Annotated in this window: 18 protein-coding genes; 4 read left to right on the forward strand and 14 right to left on the reverse strand. The window is 57.7% G+C overall.

What is annotated here, in order from left to right; genetic code table 11:
* From K0B87_02595 to radA, 14 genes are all read right to left on the reverse strand, one after another.
* Nucleotides 1-269 (reverse strand): hypothetical protein (locus K0B87_02595; protein ID MBW6513626.1); only part of this gene is annotated, 269 nt, incomplete at its 3' end.
* Nucleotides 269-1,669, reverse strand: coding sequence for an FAD-dependent thymidylate synthase (gene thyX / locus K0B87_02600; GenBank protein MBW6513627.1), 1,401 nt, complete (start codon nucleotides 1,667-1,669; stop codon nucleotides 269-271). The genes K0B87_02595 and thyX, both read right to left, overlap by 1 nt.
* A gap of 13 nt (nucleotides 1,670-1,682) precedes the next feature.
* A complete protein-coding gene (gene deoC, locus K0B87_02605) occupies nucleotides 1,683-2,456 on the reverse strand; it encodes a deoxyribose-phosphate aldolase (protein ID MBW6513628.1) in 774 nt (257 codons plus the stop codon).
* Nucleotides 2,453-3,496, reverse strand: coding sequence for a 23S rRNA (adenine(2503)-C(2))-methyltransferase RlmN (gene rlmN / locus K0B87_02610; protein MBW6513629.1), 1,044 nt, complete (start codon nucleotides 3,494-3,496; stop codon nucleotides 2,453-2,455). Before rlmN ends, deoC begins: the two co-directional genes overlap by 4 nt.
* Nucleotides 3,490-4,332 (reverse strand): Tpl protein, encoded by an 843-nt coding sequence (locus tag K0B87_02615; protein ID MBW6513630.1) that lies wholly within the window; start codon nucleotides 4,330-4,332, stop codon nucleotides 3,490-3,492. Before K0B87_02615 ends, rlmN begins: the two co-directional genes overlap by 7 nt.
* Nucleotides 4,333-4,361: 29 nt before the next feature.
* Complete coding sequence (locus K0B87_02620; protein MBW6513631.1) at nucleotides 4,362-5,573, reverse strand: hypothetical protein; 1,212 nt, start codon at nucleotides 5,571-5,573, stop codon at nucleotides 4,362-4,364.
* 10 nt (nucleotides 5,574-5,583) lie between these two features.
* Nucleotides 5,584-7,629 carry a PBP1A family penicillin-binding protein gene (locus K0B87_02625; GenBank protein ID MBW6513632.1) on the reverse strand — a complete coding sequence of 682 codons (2,046 nt, stop codon included), beginning with the start codon at nucleotides 7,627-7,629 and terminating at the stop codon, nucleotides 5,584-5,586.
* The gene (locus tag K0B87_02630; protein MBW6513633.1) at nucleotides 7,613-8,149 is read right to left on the reverse strand and encodes a Gx transporter family protein; all 537 of its coding nucleotides are present in this window, start codon (nucleotides 8,147-8,149) and stop codon (nucleotides 7,613-7,615) included. The genes K0B87_02625 and K0B87_02630 overlap by 17 nt, the downstream gene beginning before the upstream one ends.
* A gap of 241 nt (nucleotides 8,150-8,390) precedes the next feature.
* Complete coding sequence (locus tag K0B87_02635) at nucleotides 8,391-9,107, reverse strand: ATP-binding cassette domain-containing protein (protein MBW6513634.1); 717 nt, start codon at nucleotides 9,105-9,107, stop codon at nucleotides 8,391-8,393.
* Entirely contained in the window at nucleotides 9,079-9,459 is a 381-nt protein-coding gene (locus tag K0B87_02640) for a VanZ family protein (GenBank protein MBW6513635.1), read from the reverse strand. The genes K0B87_02635 and K0B87_02640 overlap by 29 nt, the downstream gene beginning before the upstream one ends.
* 56 nt (nucleotides 9,460-9,515) lie before the next feature.
* Nucleotides 9,516-10,772: a hemolysin family protein gene (locus K0B87_02645; GenBank protein ID MBW6513636.1), complete on the reverse strand. Its 1,257-nt coding sequence runs from the start codon at nucleotides 10,770-10,772 to the stop codon at nucleotides 9,516-9,518.
* Nucleotides 10,765-11,226, reverse strand: coding sequence for an rRNA maturation RNase YbeY (gene ybeY, locus K0B87_02650; protein ID MBW6513637.1), 462 nt, complete (start codon nucleotides 11,224-11,226; stop codon nucleotides 10,765-10,767). The genes K0B87_02645 and ybeY overlap by 8 nt, the downstream gene beginning before the upstream one ends.
* On the reverse strand, nucleotides 11,223-13,337 hold the full coding sequence (locus K0B87_02655; GenBank protein MBW6513638.1) for an HDIG domain-containing protein: 2,115 nt from the start codon (nucleotides 13,335-13,337) through the stop codon (nucleotides 11,223-11,225). Before K0B87_02655 ends, ybeY begins: the two co-directional genes overlap by 4 nt.
* A 56-nt stretch (nucleotides 13,338-13,393) precedes the next feature.
* A complete protein-coding gene (gene radA, locus K0B87_02660; protein MBW6513639.1) occupies nucleotides 13,394-14,737 on the reverse strand; it encodes a DNA repair protein RadA in 1,344 nt (447 codons plus the stop codon).
* Nucleotides 14,738-14,917: 180 nt separating this feature from the next.
* Between radA and K0B87_02665 the strand changes: the two genes are divergently transcribed.
* Genes K0B87_02665 through K0B87_02680 form a run of 4 tightly spaced genes read left to right on the forward strand, consistent with a single transcriptional unit; the run spans nucleotide 14,918 to nucleotide 16,582 of the window.
* Complete coding sequence (locus tag K0B87_02665) at nucleotides 14,918-15,157, forward strand: glutathione S-transferase N-terminal domain-containing protein (protein ID MBW6513640.1); 240 nt, start codon at nucleotides 14,918-14,920, stop codon at nucleotides 15,155-15,157.
* Nucleotides 15,158-15,171: 14 nt separating this feature from the next.
* The gene (locus tag K0B87_02670; GenBank protein MBW6513641.1) at nucleotides 15,172-15,627 is read left to right on the forward strand and encodes a MarR family transcriptional regulator; all 456 of its coding nucleotides are present in this window, start codon (nucleotides 15,172-15,174) and stop codon (nucleotides 15,625-15,627) included.
* Nucleotides 15,627-16,058, forward strand: coding sequence for an OsmC family protein (locus K0B87_02675; protein MBW6513642.1), 432 nt, complete (start codon nucleotides 15,627-15,629; stop codon nucleotides 16,056-16,058). The genes K0B87_02670 and K0B87_02675 overlap by 1 nt, the downstream gene beginning before the upstream one ends.
* A complete protein-coding gene (locus K0B87_02680) occupies nucleotides 16,055-16,582 on the forward strand; it encodes a thioredoxin family protein (protein ID MBW6513643.1) in 528 nt (175 codons plus the stop codon). Before K0B87_02675 ends, K0B87_02680 begins: the two co-directional genes overlap by 4 nt.
* Nucleotides 16,583-16,872: the final 290 nt, after the last annotated feature.

Consider the following 16,872-nt stretch of genomic DNA (forward strand, 5'->3'; position numbering starts at 1 on the left):
TTGCTTACGTACATGGGTTGGGAAGGGGGGATTTCTGTCAATCCATTTAGCGGCGGGACTGATTGAACAGACTCTCTTGCAAGGGTTGGGGAATTCCGATCTGATCCCGTCGCAAACGCCCTCAAGCTCCACAGCTTCGTTTCCTGCCGGTTTCCCGCCGGATGCCCGCCCGCCTGGCGAGAATCGGGCGGGATACGAAAAGCAAACCTTGCTGCAGAAAAAAAGGGTGGATTGACATCAGAACCGTTGCCGGTTGCGACATAGTCCATCAAAGCTCGCCAGAAAGTTCGCTTTTACCGCAGAGCAGCGCGGCGGCGTTGGGGCAAAGGACATGAAGATGGTTGGCCATCCAGTCGGACAGGGCGCGGATCTCCCACTGGGCGTGTTCGTCCGAACGCAGGCGCACAAAGTGGTACAGCTCGCGGAGGTTCATTTTGGCCAGGACCTTGACCTTGTCGGAATTGACGCGGATGTAAGCAGAGAGGTCGGGAAAAACCTGGCGCAGTTTGGGGCGGAACTTCTCCAGCCTCTCCAGAAGTTGGCCCCACTGGGGTTCGCGGCCGAGGTCGAAGATCTCTTCCGGGAGGGTGAAAGGCCCGATGGAGGGGTTGGTTTGCTTGATGAGGGTGCCCACGCGGTGGCGTTTGAACTGGGCCCAGCAGCTTTCGGACATGTTGAGCTCGAAGACCAGGTCCACCAACTCGAAGGCGCGGCTCATCTTGTGCCAGGGCTTGATGCCGGCAAAGACCTGCCGCCAGAGCTCGCGCTTGGCGTCAAAATCCATGTCCGCTATCGTATCCCGGCAATGGGCCATGTCTGCCTGGGCCTGTTCAAAAAGCAGGGCGGCGAGGATCAGGTCGTCCGGGTCCGGGGTCAGGGAAACCACGCGCACATTTTCGTCATCCTGGAAATCATCCCCGCCGGGGTTGATGCCTTGCGCGCTGAAGGTGCCGCTGAAGCTGTCTTTCTTGGTGTAGCGGACCAGGGAGGGGCAGACCTCCTGGGAAAGGTTGAGCAGGGCCGCATGGAGCTCGGCGGCTTCCTGCAGGGGGTTGGCCGCGAGGCGGCGGAGCAGGTTTTCCAGGCTGCGGGCGTTGATCGTCATGCCCAATTGGGTTTTGGCGGCCAGGGGCAGGATGTAGCGGGCGTCTTCCTTGGCTCGGCATTCCCGCTCGAGCTTGGACAGGCCGGGTGTTTCCCTTTCATGGAATTTGACGAGGGCCTCGAAGCTTTCCCGGTATTCATTGAACAGGCTGTCCATCAGCTTGATGTAAGCCCCTTTCAGCGATTCGTGCCGGGGTTCGTTCAGTTCGGAGGGCACCACATAGTCGTTTTGGAAGGTGACATAGCGCTGGGATTTTTCCGTGAAGGAGGCGAAGCGCACGGTTTCCAGGGTCTCAGTGAGCAGCCGGGAAATGCCGATGATGTCGAAGTTGAAGACGGCGTGCTCGGCGACCGAGGCATGGCCCAGCTCAAAGATGATGTTGCGGTTGGATTTGCGCGCCTTTTCCAGTTCCATCAGGGCCTCTTCGCGCAGTTCGGTGACGGATTTGGGGCTGCGGCTGATCCTGGCATAGGCGGCGGAGATCACTTCCGGGGTGGCGGTTTCCGTGTTCAGCCGCTTGATCAGGCTGCTGTCGATGTTGTAGCCGGCGAGGTTGACCTGCATCATCTGGGCATCCTCAGAGCAGCGCTTTGACGTTGCTGGCGCCGATGCGGTTGGCGCCTGCTGCGATCATGGCCAGGGCCTGTTCCTTGGTGCGGATCCCGCCGGAGGCTTTGACGCCGATCTTGGGTCCCACGGTTGACCGCATCAGGGCTACGTTTTCGACCGTTGCGCCCGCGGTCCCGAAGCCCGTCGAGGTCTTGACGAATTCGGCCCCGGCCTTCTTGGCGTAGAGGCTGCAGGCGATGATCTCATCCTCGCTCAGGAAGCAGGTTTCCAGGATCACTTTGAGCAAAACCTTGTTGCTGCGGGCCAGCTCGGCGATGGCCTTGACCAGTTCGTAGGAATGGAGCGGATGGCCGCTTTTCACGGCGCTCAGGTTCTGCACCATGTCCAGTTCCTCGATGCCGGTGTTGATGACGGCCAGGGCTTCCGCGGCCACGGCATAGATGTAGCCGGCGCCGAGGGGAAAATTGATCACGGTACAGGATTTCACGGAGGCCGCGAGCCGCAACTGCAGGGGATGGGAATAGTGGGAATTGACGCAGACGGAGGCGCATTTATAGTCGTTGGCGAGGTCGCAGAGGGCGTTGATCTCGCTCTGGTTGGCATCGGCCTTGAGCAGCGTGGCGTCGATGATGGAAGCGATGCCGGAGTCCGGGTCGTAGATTTGGTCTGGCTTCGCTGCCCGGCAGACGGCGCAGCCGAGGCAGATCTTGTGTCCGCCGCCGCATTTGCAGGGCGGATTGTCGCCAAAAAGATGGCGGGCGATCTTTTCAATTTTGGTCATTGGGAACCTCCAGATTTTGGGGGGCGGGCCTTCACCACCAGTTGACCGCAGGCGCCGCTGATGTCCGCGCCCTTGCTGCGGCGCAGGGTTACGGCCTGGGGCAGGGAACGGGCCTCCTCCATGAAAGACTCGATCTCACTTTCCGTGGGAGAGCGATAGGGGAGGGAAGGTATCTCGTTGTAGGGGATGAAATTAATCTTGCAGGACAGGTCGCCGGAAAATTTACGCAGGGCTTTCAGATCGAGGTAACCCATGTTCACATCGGGGATGAGGATGTATTCCAATGTGATCCGGAAGGGGCTTTTCTTTTGGTAGTAGAGCAGGGCTTTTTTGAGAACTGGCAGGGGATATTTTTGATTGACGGGCATCAGAACGTCGCGGACCTCGCCGCGGGCGGCATTGAGCGAGACGGCCAGCTTGGCCTTGATCCCGGAATCAGCCAGGCGATGGATCCCGGGCACGATCCCGCAGGTGGAGATGGTGGTGCGGCGGGGGCTGAAAGCCAGGGAGTCTTCGCTTTGGATCAGCTTGAGGGCTTCCAAAACGTTGTCCAGGTTATCCAGCGGCTCGCCCATGCCCATGAAAACGAGGTTGGTAATGGGTTGGGGCGCGTTCTGAGAGGCCAGCAGGATTTGCTGGACGATCTCGTGGATGGCGAGGTTTCTCTTGCGCTTCATCGAGCCGGTGGCGCAAAAGGCGCAGGCCCTCGCGCAGCCTACCTGCGTGGAGAGGCAGAGGGTGAGTTTCCTGCCCTCGGGCATCAGCACCATCTCGATCTGGGAACCGTCCTGAAGCGAGAGCCGGAATTTCTCGCTGCCGTCCCTGGAGACGGGTTTATCCTCGATCCGGGGCAAGCTGAGGTCGAAGCTGCTTAGCAGGAATTCCCGGAAATCGGCAGGCAGGTCCGTCATCAGGGCAGGATCGAAGACGAAGCGGGAATAGAGCCATTTGAGCAGCTGTTTGGCTCGGTAAGCGGGAAAATATCCGCCCAGGAACTCGATCAGGTCCTGGGGCTGGATCCCGTGGATGCTGCTTAGCATGTCTCAATATCCGGAACGGAGACCACTTCCAGCTTTTGGAACGATTCCAGATCGATCTCGGTGAGGCTCTGGTCCTCGTCTGAGAGATGGATCTTCTTGTTCAGGACGTCGGTTTTGAACACATACATCCGCTTGCCCTGATACATTACGCAGGTGCCCGGTATGGGCAGGTCGCGGCCTTCCTCGAGATAGAAATTCTCCTCAAAATTGAGGCAGCAGAGCAATCTGCCGCAGGGTCCGGAGATCTTGGCCAGATTTCCAGCCAGGTTCTGGTCCTTGGCCATCTTGATCGTCACCTGGTTGAAGCGTTTAAGGAAATTGCCGCAGCAATATTGCAGGCCGCACATGCCAAAGCCGCCCAGGCGTTTGGCCTCGTCGCGCCCGGTGGTTTGGTGCAGCTCGATCCGGGTGCGGAAAACGGTGGCCAGTTCACGCACGAAGACGCGGAAATCGATCCTGCCCTCGGCCGTGAAAAAGAAGGTCAGCTTGTTGCCGTCGAACTGGAACACCGTCTCGATCAGCTTCATGTCGAACGAATAGCGCCGCAGGACGTCTTCGAAGGTGCGGGCGGCTTTCTCTTCCTCGTGGGGCAGGTTGTGCAGTTTTTCGATGTCCTCTTCGGTGGCGAGCCGCTTGATCTTGTAGGTCTTGCCGCCCTGGGGAGGCTGGGGGACGATGTCTTGCCCGCTGATGCTCAGGTGCACGACCTGGGCGATGTCATCGCCCCGCTCGACCTCGACGATGATCAGGTCTTCAGGGTTGATGGTCAGGTTCTGGGTGTTTTGGTAATAGCCCAAACGCCCGGAACGGAATTCGACTTCTATGTATTCTTGCATTGTTTCTCCAGATTGGACTTGTCTGTGGTTCAGTATGAGCTCTCCAGTTCAGCGTACAAAGTTTGGTACAGCTCGCGCTCGGCAGCTGTGAACGGGAGTTTGCGGCGCTGCTTGACCAGGCCCGCGGTCTGGCAAAAGGCCTCAAAGCGATGGCGGCTGAGCTCGGAAGCCCTGCCCCAGGAAAAATCGGGGATGAAATCCGCGATCAGGTCGCTGCCCCAGAGGTTGCAGCCGATGCCGACAACGCAGCCCGTGTTGAGGCTGGCGTTGATGCCCAGCTTGACGTGGTCCGCAATCAGCGCGCCCAAAAACATCCTGCCGGAATCGACCTTATCTTTGGCTGCGTAGGAATAGAAGCCCACGTTCCCATAGGTGTTCTTGAGGTCGCTGTTGTTGGTGTCCGCGCCGATGTTTACCCACTCTCCCACATAGCTGTGGCCGAGGAAGCCGTCATGCTGCTTGTTCGAGAAGGCTTGGAAAATGCTGCCTTCGACCTCGCCGCCGATTTTACAGACGGGGCCGATGGAACTGCCTGGATAGATCTTGGCGCCAACCTTGATCAGGCTGTTCCTGCCGATATAGGCTGGCCCAATGATGACAGCGTTGGGCAGCACGCGCACCCCCTCATCCAGCACTATCGGGCCTTCCGAGGCATCCAGGACCACGCCTGGCTTGAGCTCAACATTCTCCCCGATCCAGATGCTGTAAGGATTCAGGGCGGTGACGCCGGGTTCGGTCTCGAAGTAGTTGTCCTGCTCATAGAAGAATTGCTCGAAATCGAAGCGGAGCAAGCGTTCGTTGTCGTGGATCAGGTCGCTCAGATTGCCGTAGCTGGCCAATTCGCAGGATATCAGGGAAAAACCGGCCTCTTTGAGGTCCGCGAGCTTGGGCAGGGAGCTAAAACTATCCCGGGCGCGAAAGGCGATCAGCTCATCCCCGCGCTGGAGGCATTGGTTGGCGCGCAGTTTCTCCACGGCTTCGACAGCCTCGAATGTGACCATCAGCCGGGAGTTCACGAACAGGGACCCAGGATCGGAGGCCTGGTTTATCTGCCAGCCGGGATGGCGTTCCCGGTAGAGGGCTTGGAGGCGCGGCTCCAGCCAAAGCTGATATTCTCCGTCGCCCAGAAACTGCTGCAGCCTCTGGCGCAGCTTCAGGATCCCGCAACGCAGGTCTCCCACACTGCGGTTCAGGGCCAGGGGATAAAAGCAGGCGGCTTTGTGATCATCAAAGATTATCATCTGTCCAGCCTCACAGGTCCTGATAGCCGTAGCTGGTGGGAGAGAAGTTGTATTGCAGGGAATCGCCGACCGCGGGAGGCTCCGTTCCCTCGATGAACACCTCCGGGATGCCGCCGGAACTTACTGAAAAGCCTGTTCTGGGATTGATGTTCTGCTTCACGATCTTGGGCGGCATGGAAAAGGAATAGCGCGGATCGTCGGCTGCGGGGGTCCGGCCTTTGTTGTCCAGCTTGATGGCCCTGGTCATGATCGGGCCCCAGATGCTGGCCGCGTGGGCGGTTCCGGCCCGGGTGCGGCTGTTGTCGAAACCGGTCCAGATTCCCATCGTGTAGGCTTTGTTGAAGCCGATGAACCAGGAATCGTTGTAGTTTTGGCTGGTGCCAGTCTTGCCGGCGTTGGGCCAGATATAGCCGTTGCGGGATCCGCCTCCGGTGCCAGTATTGGTGACGGTTTCCAGCATGCTGGTCATGATGTAGGCCACTTCTGGGGAACAGACCTTGTGTTTTTGGGTCGAGTTCCTTTCCAGGATCTTGCCTTTGGCGTCCTCCACCCGGGTGATGAAAACGGGCGTTACCCGCATCCCGCCATTGGGAAAGGCGGTGAAGCCGGTGACCATGTCGATGGGCGTCACTTCATGCGAACCGAGCGCGGCGGTGAGGTTTTCCGCCCGGACCTTCAGCCCGAAGCGCTGGAAGGCGTCGGTAAGTGAGTTCAAACCGATATCCTGGGCGCATTTGACCGCCCAGACGTTGTAGGACCACTGCAGGGCGACGCGCATCCTGGTCAGGCCGTTATAGGAGCGGTTGTAGTTCTGCGGGGTCCAGTTGCCGAAGCTGATCGGGGCGTCGTTGATGACGGTTGCCGGTGTATAGCCCTGTTCCACGGCCACGGTGTAGTAGACAGGTTTGATCGAGGATCCGGGCTGGCGCTTGGCCTGGGTCATGCGGTTGTATTTGCTGTGGGCAAAGCTCCTGCCGCCGATCATGGCGCGGACGTGCCCGTTCTTGTTGTCGATCATGAGCAGGCAGCCCTGGATGTATTTGGTGTCGATGTCGTGGGAGTTTTTGGGCACCTGCGAGAAGCGGTTGGGGTAGCGGCCGTTGGTCTCGTTGCGGGTCAGATAGGCGTTCATGATGGAATCCGCGGCGCTGGAGAGTTCCGAATCGATGGTCGTATAGATCTTGAGTCCGCCTTCAAAGAGCTTTTCCGTGCCGTATTTATGCTCCAGATAGAGGCGGATGTGCTCGATGAAATAGTCCGAGGCGAAGCGGCTGTAACTGCTTCCCTGCTGGGAATTGACGGGAGTGGCAAGCGCCGCGGTATATTCCGCTTCGCTGATCTTGCCGGCCTTGTACAGCCGCTCCAAAACATAGTCGCGCCGGCCCAGGGCCCGCTCCGGATGCTTGTTGGGGTCGTAATAGTTCGGCCTTTGGATCATCCCGACGATCATGGCGGCTTCCGGAATGCTGAGGTCCCGCGCGTGTTTGTCGAAATAATAGAGGGAAGCGGTCTCGACGCCGTGGTTTTGCACGCCCCAGAAGATCTTGTTGAAATAGATCTCCAGGATCTCGTCCTTGGTGAAGGAAGATTCGATGCGCAAGGCCAGGATGGCTTCCCGCATCTTGCGTGAGACCTTTTTATCCAGGGTTAGGAACATGTTCCGGGCCATCTGCTGTGTGATCGTGCTGGCGCCCTGGGAAAAGCCGAGATGCTTGATGTCGACCAGAAACGCCCTGGCGAGGCTGATCGGATCAATGCCAAAATGGCTGTAAAACCGTTTGTCTTCCGTAACCAGCAAAGCGTCGACCAGATGCGGCGGCAGTTCTTTCAGGGAAACCAGTTTGCGTTTCTCGAAGGCAAAGAGGTAGATCATCCTGCCATCTTTGTCGTATACTTCGCTGCCCGAGCTAAGGGTGTAATTCTTCAGTTCGGCTGTCGGCGGCAGATCATCCTGGTAGAACCAGAAGGCGCCGATGAACACTCCGAAGAGGACGCAGAAAGCCACTCCTGCCCAGAGCAGCAGTTTGCCGGTTATCCTTTTATGTTTCTTTTTCATATTTTTCCAACCCGATCAGTTTGAACCTGGCCTGGACCGCCAGTAAAATCCACGCGGTGACGATCCCGCTGAACAAGCCTAAAAACAGCAGTATTGGTGTCAACACAAAAACACGCGCCCCCGGCAGAACCACCCTCTGGACCAGCATCAACTGGGTGAGGTTATGCGCCAAAGCCCCCAGGACGCTCACCCCAAAGACGCTGAAGCCGAGCCTGCTGCGATCTGCGGCCCACATCGCCAGAATGGCCGCAAGCCCCCCGCAGAGGGAGAGCAGGGTGGCCGGGGTTAAAAGGGTGAAGGTGACCGCCCCGCCCACGACCGATTTGGTGAGGTTGACCGCGACCGCCTGCCAGGGCTTTCTTTGCAGGATGAGATAAAGCACGATGATGTTGGAAAGGCCCAGGCGGATGAATGGCAGAGGCAGCAGGCGCATGATCAGGCTTTCGAAAATGTGGATGCTGCAGGCCGTGGCGGTGAGGAAAGCCAACAGCACGAGTGGCCTGGGCTGAGCGGGGGTCATGGTCTTCTGCCCCTTTCTGTTTGCCGCGCTGGATTCCGGCCTCCCTCTTTCCGCTCCTCTTGCAGGATCGTATCCCGGCCGTACTTTCGCCTTACACATCCCGTACTTTGTTCGGAGTGTGTAGGGTGAATTGTCCACCGGCATAAGCGCCCGGAAAAGGGGAAAGAGGCGCTGGGAACGATATCCGGCCAGGATTCGCTGGGAAAGACGGAGCAATTGAAAGCTGCGGCGGGCATGGGCGTCAATCCATGAACTGCCTGAGCAGTGGATCGGGGCAGTTGTCCATCTGGTCCAAAGTGCCGAAGAACAGAGCCCTGCCCTTGTCCAGAAAGAGCACCCGGTCGCCGATGTCGCGCAGATTGCGGATGTCGTGGGTGATGGTGATGGTGGTGGCTTGCACGGAGCGGATGATCTGGGTGATGTAATACAAAACTTCGCTGGCGGTGATGGGATCGAGGCCGGAAACGGGTTCGTCGAAAATGATGTAGCGGGGGTCGTAGACCAGGGCCCGGGCGATGCCCACCCGCTTGCGCATCCCGCCGCTGAGTTCGGAGGGAAATTTATCCAGGGTGTCTTCCAAGCCCACGACAGCCAGGCTTTTGCGCACTTTTTCCAAAACCTCTCCGTACTCCAGGTTGCGGCGCTCATAGAGGGGCAGGGCCACATTCTGGAACACGGAAAAGGAATCGAGCAGGGCGGCGTTCTGGAAGACCATGGAGAAAAGCTGCCGGATCTCGTCGCGCTTGGAGCGGTCGCGGCTGTAGACATCCATCCCGTCGACCGTCACGCTGCCCCGGTCCGGTTGGAAGAGGCCCAGCATGGCCTTGATCAGGACCGTTTTGCCTGCCCCGCTGCGGCCGAGGATGATCAGGTTTTCCCCGCTTTCGAGGCGGAAACTGATGTCCTCCAGGACCTTGGCCCCGGCGAAGCTAAGGTGTAGGTTCTTTACTTCGATCACGGCTGAACCAGAAAAATGAAAAGGCGATGCCCAGGCCGATCCCGTTGGCCACGAAATCCCACCAGGACACGGACCTATGCGGGATCAGACGCTGATGCCATTCGTCAAAGCCGGCGCTCAGCAGCAGGGCCAGATAGATCCAGGGGACGGCGCCGCTTCTGATCCTGAGCGATTTCAGCGCCTGGTTCACCAGCAGGCCCAGCACCAGGTATTGGCCGATATGGGCCAGCTTGTCGATGCTGATGACCTTTAGCGAAGGCATCCTTTTGCCGGGAATCGAGGAAACGGTCCAGATCAGGACCAGCCAGACGACCGGCGCGGTCAGGGTCAGTTTCCTTTTGAGGTCCTGCATGTCAGAGGGAAGTTGCCGGAAGGCCCTTTTGAGGACATCGGCCAGGAAAGAACGCCCTATTCATCAAGCTTTTTGACCTGCACCAGGTTGATGCTTCTGCCGTTGCTTTCCAGAACCCGGAACTCCCAGCAGGATTCAAGCACATAGGTTTCGCCGACCGCGGGAACGTGGTTGAACTGGGAAAGAAGAAACTCCGCCACGTTGTCGTATTCCTCAGGGTCGATCTCCGCGTTGAACTCGTGGTTGAACTGCCGGATGTTGTAAGCGCCCCGGAGTTTGAAAGTGCTGTCGTCCACGCGGGTGAATTCGGGCACTTCGTCGCGGTCGTATTCGTCGTGGATCTCGCCAACGATCTCTTCCAGAATGTCTTCCAAAGAGATGATCCCGGAGGTGCCGCCATATTCGTCCACCACCACGGCCATCTGGAGCTTGCGGGTCTTGAACTGGTTCAGCAGGGTCTGCACCTTCATATTCTCGGTCACGAACCAGGCTGGCCGCATGATGTCCGCGATGCGCTTCTTTTCGGGATAGAGGACCAGGTCCTTGACATAGATGATGCCGATGATCTCGTCGATGGTCTCGCGATAGACCGGAATGCGGGAAAAGCCGCTGGAAACGATCAGGTCGCGCAGTTCGTCCAGGCTTTGGTCCACCTCGATGGCCTTCATCCTGACGCGGGGGACGTAGATCTCGGTCAGTTTGGCCTCGCGGAAGCGGAACAAGCCCACCAGCATCTGCTTTTCATGCTCGTCCAGGCTGTGCTGCGAACTTTCGGATTGGATCAGGCTGTGAAACTCCTCCGTGGTGAACCGGGAGGAAAGGATCCGGTCCGCGCCCTGCTTGCTGGAAGCCAGCATGCTCAGCTTCTCGATCAGCCAGACCAAAGGCAGCAAGGCCAGGTTCAATACCTGCATCGGCAAGCTGCTCAGGCGGGCAAAGACATTAGCCGTGGAAAGCGCCACCAGTTTGGGGATGATCTCGCAAAAGATCACGATCACCAGGGTGGTGATGACCACCTGGGCCGTTACGATCGGGGACGGGCTGCGGCCAAGGCGTTCGGCGATCCTCAGGGCCATGATCGTGGCCAGGGAGGTGATCGCCATGTTGACAAAGGTATTGCCCAGTAGGATGGTGATCAAGAGGCGCCGGGGCTGGCGCAGCAGGCTGAGGATCCTCTTGGCGCTGGCGGCCTTGCCGTTCTCGAGTTTCTTCAGATAGATGCGGGGGAGGGAAAAGAAGGCCGTTTCCGAGCCTGAAAAATAGGCCGAAAGGAGTAAGAGCAGAATTAATAAAAACGCTGAGCCGTCATCCACGATGTTGCTTACCTTCCATCATTTGTTTGTAATATTGTTCTTTGTTGGCCATAATTTCCTGGTCTTGCCGGCGAATGTGGTCATAACCGAACGCGTGCAGCAGACCGTGGATAAAAACTTCCATCAATTCCTTTTCCAATGTATTGGGACCCTTTTGTCTATCCAGCTGATTTATGTCAATGATAATATCGCAGGGCAGGGCCTCGGCCTCTGGGTTGACGAGGCCGGCAAGCTCATCCGGCGCGCTGAAGCAGAGCACATCCGTGACCGAATCGTCGCCCCGGTAGAGGCGGTTGAATTCCCGCATTTGAGGGTCGGCGCAGAGCAGCAGGTCGACCTCGCAGGCGGGGGCTGGGCATTCCCCGGCGCAAACCGTTTCCGCGCAGAGCCTCAGGGGGGCTTCATCCACGTCGATGCCGCTCTGGTTGGTGAGATTGAACTGGCACTTGCTCAAGGCTGTTTTTCTTCCGGATAGTCGATGCGTTTGCGGTAGATGCTTTCCAAAACGGGATACATCACCTGTTTGGCCACGGCCAGCTCTTTTAGGGTGATCGGCGCTTCGTCGAACTGCCCTTCCCGGATCAGGCGCTGGACCGTGTCTTCGATGATCTTGTGGATTTCCTGGTCGCTGATGTCTTCCTTGGCCTTGGTGGTCGATTCCACGATGTCCGCGATCATGACCAGGGCAGCTTCCTTGCTTCTGGGCAAAGGCCCCGGATAGCTGAAGTCCGTGGCATCGGCCACTCCGCCGTTGCGTTGGGCGGCTTCCAGGAAATATCTGATGCTGCTGGTGCCGTGATGCTGGACGATGATGTCGATCACGGCCTGGGGGATGTGGTACTTGCCGGCCAGGACGATGCCCTGTTTAACGTGGTCGCGGATGAAATCGGCGCTTTCCTCGGGGCTGTATTTGTCGTGGACCAGGCTGGAATCCTCGTTGTTTTCGGTGAAGATCTCCGGATTGGCGGCCTTGCCAACATCGTGGTAGTAGCTGCCGACCCTGGCCAGCAGGGGATTGGCGCCTATGGCTTCGGCGGCCCGTTCAGCCAGGTTGCCCACGATCAGGGAATGATGGTAGGTCCCGGCGGCATTGGTGGCCAGCTTTTTGAGGAGGGGATGGTTGAAATCCAGCAGTTCCAGCAGAACCTGTTTGGTGGCGCGGTTCCATTTTCGCTCAAAAAAAGTGACGATGGCCAGGCAGCCCAGAACCGCTATGGTGGTGGAAACCAGGGAATATCCGGCATTCCTGACCGCCCCGCCGATCTTGTCGCCCAGGCTTTCGCCGGTGTAGGAATAGAGGTTAAACGCGTTGCTGATCAGGTTGACGGAGATGAACTGGAAAAACCAGATCCGCAGGAATTCGTGCTTGGATCTGAATCTGCGGATCAGGGCGAGGGTGAGCAGGGCAGCCAGCAGAAGCACCGCCATGCCATACACGTCCCAATTTACGAAAGGCCCCAGTAGCAGGGTGCCGCAGACGGAGTAGTAGACGGCAAAATCGAAACCGACCAGGATGGCTGAGGAAATGATCAGCATGGCAAAGGGGATGTGGAAGATATCCAGGCCCAAGAGCTGGCTGTTCACGACCGCCATCACGGCCAGCAGCACAAATCCCAGGTTCAGCATGATGATGCTGTGGTCGCGCCTGATGTCTTCAGAAGCGGTTTGAGAGAGGTTGTAGTTGAAGCTGATGACGGTCAAAAACACATAGAGCAGCAGGCCCAGCAGGCCCAGAAGCTGCATCAGCGGGGATTTGCTTTCGCCCCGGGCCTTGTATTCCCGGGTGAGGGAATTCAGTTTGCGGATGTCTTCTTCGCTCAGGCGCTGGTTTTTCCTGATCACGACCTCGTTTTGTTCCACTATCCCGGAAGTGGTGTCGATCGCCTCCAAAACCTCCCCTTTGAGCTCTTCATAGGCCTTTTCATCCACCAGCAGGTTCGGTTTGATGAGCGTATTGGCGTTGGCAGCGACGATCCTGGCCAGAACCGCGTCGACCCTCGAAACGACCAGGCGCAGCACCTGCTCCGGCTGGAAATACCTCGCCGCGTTGCGTTTTTCCAGGCCTCCGGAGTCCAGCACCAGGATGCTGTCCGAATTGGCGTTGGCATAGATGCCCACATTGTAGGCATAGCTCAGGTTGTTCCGGATGTTGGCATAGGCGGTCCTGATCCTGGCCGGATTGCCGATCTGGGCCAGGGAGGCGCTTTCCAGCTGGAATCCCAACTGCCGGGCGGTGATCTCGAGCGCTTCCTCATCATCACTGGAGGCTGCTTCGTAGAGGAGTTCGAAGAGTTTGTCCAGATTGCTGTAGGCCGCGAATTCCACATCCGGGTCCAGCTTATGCGGCCGGCCGAGCCTGGCCAGTTCAGCCTGATACTCCTGCTGGACCTGCTCCTCGGATTTCATGATCGGGAAATCGAAGGGGGCCACCACATCAAAATCGGCTATCTGTCCGGCGCTGACCTTGTATTCAGGATAGTTCAGCCTGCCGGCGCCGGTCAGCTGGAACAGGCCCACCGCGCAAATCGTGACTATTATGCTTATCAGTAGGTATTTTGAATTCATATGTTCAGTTTCTGAGGCTGGGGATAATTGTCAAGCAACATCGCCTTGTCCACCTCTCAAGCCTTGTCCAGGGCCAGATAGAGGTCCTTGACGTCCTTGAGCTTGACCACCTTGGCGCGGTGCTTGACCTTGGCGTGGCCGGAGATAAATATCCTCTCATAGCCCAGCTTAACGGCCTCATTGATGCGGGAATCGAGCTGGGACACGGGGCGGACCTCGCCGTTCAAGCCCACCTCGCCGATGAACACGGCCTTTTCCGGGAGGGGCTTGTCCTTGAGGCTGGAAACGATGGCGGCCAGAATGGCCAGGTCCAGGCTGGGATCGGAACTGCGGATCCCTCCCGCCAGATTGATGAACACGTCGCTCGAGCGCAGATACAGGGCCAGATTCTTTTCCAGGATGGCCAGCAATATGGCCAGTTTCTTTTGCTCCAGGCCCACCACCACGCGCTGCGGAGTGCCGTAGTTCGATGCCGTGGCCAGGGATTGGACTTCCACGATGAATGAGCGCGTGCCCTCCATGATGCAGCCGATCGAGGTCCCGATATGTTCGTTGGCGTCCGAGAGGAAGATGTGGTTGGGTTCGAGGACCTGTTCCAGTCCGGAATTCGTCATTTCGAAGATGCCGATCTCGTTGGTGGAGCCAAAGCGGTTCTTGACCGCGCGCAGGATCTTGTATTGCCCGCGCAGCTCGCCTTCGAAATACAGCACCGTGTCCACCATGTGCTCGATGATCTTGGGCCCGGCAACAAAGCCCTCTTTGGTCACGTGGCCGACCATGAACACCGGCAGGCGCTGGGTTTTGGCGCAGCGGAGGACGCGGTTGCTGGTCTCGCGCAACTGGGTGATGCTGCCCGGCAGGGAATCGAGGCTGGGCAGGCTGATGGATTGGATCGAATCCACGATCAGGATGTCCGGGCTGTTTTCCTCCACCGCCGCGAGCATCAGTTCGGCGTCGTTGGTGCACAGCAGCCAGATGTTTTCGCTATCGATGTTCAGGCGGGCGCTGCGCAGGTGGATCTGTTCCTGGCTTTCCTCGCCGGTCACATACAGCACCTTTTTGCCTTGCGCGCCCATCCATTGGGAAAGCTGCAGCATCAGGGTGGATTTGCCGATGCCCGGTTCTCCGCCGATCAGCACCAGCATTCCGCTCACGATCCCGCCTCCGATCACCAGGTCGAATTCCCTGATGTTGGTGGGCCAGCGGGAAACTTCGGAATATTTGAGGTCTTTGATCCGCTCCGGTTTGGGCGCTGTGATGTCCGCCGGGCCGCCTTTGCCGGCTTTGCCGGTTACCCGGCTGCTTTCCCTGAGCGTGCCCCAGCTCCCGCAGGAAGGGCATTTGCCGCTCCATTTGGTGGTCTCATAGCCGCAATCGGCGCAAAAAAACAGGGTTGCCATATTTTTTTCCTCTCTTTGTGGCAATATTTCCACAGCCGCCAAACTGGCAAGGTTTTTTTCCTGCCTTGATTTGGCGGTATCTCAGGTAATTTCCTTTAATCCGTAACCATCGTTGGGGAGAAACTTTTTCTTGCCTTTCCAATTGGATGCATTATTATTGAATTCAGAGGTACATCGATCATGAGGCCAAGCATCATTGTTTTCGGAACACCAACTTGTTCTTGGTGCAGAAAAGTTAAAGATTATCTCAAAGCAAAGGGATTCGCGTTTAAATACATTGATGTTTCAAGCGATGAAAAGTCGCTGCGGGACATGCAACGCAAAACGGGGCAGCTTGGCGTGCCGCAGATCTGGATAGATAACACCGCGGTGGTGGGCTTCGATCGTGCCAAGATCGACCGGCTGCTGCAAATACAATAGATAAGGAGAACATCATGAAAGTTACCGCTGAGAACTTTCACAACCTGATCACAAGGCTTCAGGTTGTCCTGAGCGAAATCGACTACGCGCAAAAAGCGTGTCTGCAGGCTGGAAAAATGGAATGCCAACTTCTCAACCACCTGTTTATGGTGAAAACCCCCGTGAACATGAACGAACTGGCCAAGGTGCTCTCTGTCTCGCACAGCCGCATCACCAGGATCATGGACAACCTCGTCAGCAAGAAGCTGGTGCAGCGCAAGCCCTCTGAAAAGGACCGCCGCTGTTGGTTCGCCATCATCACGGAAAAGGGCAAGAAACTGGCCGAGAACAGCCAGCAGACTGTGGTTGACCAGCAGAAGAAGATCATGGCCCAGATCCCCGAAAAGGATATCGAAGCAATCCACAAGGCCCTGAAGACCTACGTCGAGAAGTACGAGAACGTCCTCAAGTCCACCATCGTGGAGATCTGATGAGCGCAAAGACCACGATGAAATGGACCGGGGGTTTGGCCTTCGATACCGAGGTCAACGGACACCATCTGATCATGGATGTCGATCCCCAGTCGGGCGGAAAAGACCTGGGCCCGCGGCCCAAGCCACTCCTGTTGGCCGCTTTGAGCGGCTGTTCGGGAATGGACGTGGTCTCCATCCTGGAAAAGATGCGCATCCAAAACTACCAATTCCAGGTTGACGTGGAAGCGGATTCCACCACCGACCATCCCATCCATTACCATACCATCCGCGTGTTTTTCCGGTTTACCGGCGATAACCTGCCTCCGGATAAGGTCGTCAAAGCTGTTGAACTCTCCCTTGAGCGTTACTGCGGTGTCCACGCCATGCTCAAAAAGGCTGCCAACATCACGCACAAAGTATTCATTAACGAAGAAGAGGTACAACAGTGAAAATATTGACGATTCTGATCATGCTGTCCGCGTTCACCTTCCTGGGCTGCGTGCCGCGGGAAAACGCGCGCGGCGGCGATACTGCTGAAACAGATGTCCAAACCCCGGATCAGGCTGGCACTGCCGAAGCAAGCAACTATGCGGAAGGCTCCTGGATCACGGATTACAGCCAGGCCCTGGCCAGCGCGGCCAATCTCAACCGCCACGTCCTGATCAATTTCACCGGTTCGGATTGGTGCAGTTGGTGTTTCAAGCTGAGGGACGAAGTGTTCACCCAGCCCGCGTTCATCGACTATGCCAAGGCCAATTTCGTGCTCCTGACAGTGGACTTTCCCCGCAGGACCAAGCTGCCGGCCAGCCAGCAAAAGGCGAACCAGGCTTTGGCCGAGAGCTTCGGTGTCCAGGGATTCCCCACCATCGTTTTGGTGGATTCCCAAGGCAAGGAGATCACTCGCACGGGCTACCAGTACGGTGGCGCGGAAAACTACGTCAAACATCTCAAGGAGCTCCTGGGAGAAAACTAAACGCAAGCCTGAGGCGAACTGAAGTTCGAAATCAAACACCCCGCGAGGGGTATAAGGGATAATCCGGCCTTGTTGCCATACCAGAGCGGCGAGGCCGGTTTTGCTTGAGTGGCGAGTTATGAGTCAGGAGTCAAGCTGGCGCACGCCTGGGAATGCCGACGTCCTCGTAGGCGAAGCTCCGCAGGAGCTTTTTTCTGTCTCGACCGGCCCACCTTGGAAAAAGCAACTGACCCCTCACGAAGCCCTGCGGTCTTTCAGCCGACGGGGACGTCGGCAGTCCATGGCCGCCA

Origin of the sequence: Candidatus Syntrophosphaera sp. (assembly GCA_019429425.1) — a bacterium.
Lineage (GTDB): Bacteria > Cloacimonadota > Cloacimonadia > Cloacimonadales > Cloacimonadaceae > Syntrophosphaera.

Coding starts and splice junctions, on each gene's coding strand:
- thyX (MBW6513627.1), bottom strand. CDS start 1,669: ATGCAGGTCAACCTCGCCGGCTACAACATCGACAGCAGCCTGATCAAG.
- deoC (MBW6513628.1), bottom strand. CDS start 2,456: ATGACCAAAATTGAAAAGATCGCCCGCCATCTTTTTGGCGACAATCCG.
- rlmN (MBW6513629.1), bottom strand. CDS start 3,496: ATGCTAAGCAGCATCCACGGGATCCAGCCCCAGGACCTGATCGAGTTC.
- K0B87_02615 (MBW6513630.1), bottom strand. CDS start 4,332: ATGCAAGAATACATAGAAGTCGAATTCCGTTCCGGGCGTTTGGGCTAT.
- K0B87_02620 (MBW6513631.1), bottom strand. CDS start 5,573: ATGATAATCTTTGATGATCACAAAGCCGCCTGCTTTTATCCCCTGGCC.
- K0B87_02625 (MBW6513632.1), bottom strand. CDS start 7,629: ATGAAAAAGAAACATAAAAGGATAACCGGCAAACTGCTGCTCTGGGCA.
- K0B87_02630 (MBW6513633.1), bottom strand. CDS start 8,149: ATGACCCCCGCTCAGCCCAGGCCACTCGTGCTGTTGGCTTTCCTCACC.
- K0B87_02640 (MBW6513635.1), bottom strand. CDS start 9,459: ATGCAGGACCTCAAAAGGAAACTGACCCTGACCGCGCCGGTCGTCTGG.
- K0B87_02655 (MBW6513638.1), bottom strand. CDS start 13,337: ATGAATTCAAAATACCTACTGATAAGCATAATAGTCACGATTTGCGCG.
- radA (MBW6513639.1), bottom strand. CDS start 14,737: ATGGCAACCCTGTTTTTTTGCGCCGATTGCGGCTATGAGACCACCAAA.
- K0B87_02665 (MBW6513640.1), top strand. CDS start 14,918: ATGAGGCCAAGCATCATTGTTTTCGGAACACCAACTTGTTCTTGGTGC.
- K0B87_02670 (MBW6513641.1), top strand. CDS start 15,172: ATGAAAGTTACCGCTGAGAACTTTCACAACCTGATCACAAGGCTTCAG.
- K0B87_02675 (MBW6513642.1), top strand. CDS start 15,627: ATGAGCGCAAAGACCACGATGAAATGGACCGGGGGTTTGGCCTTCGAT.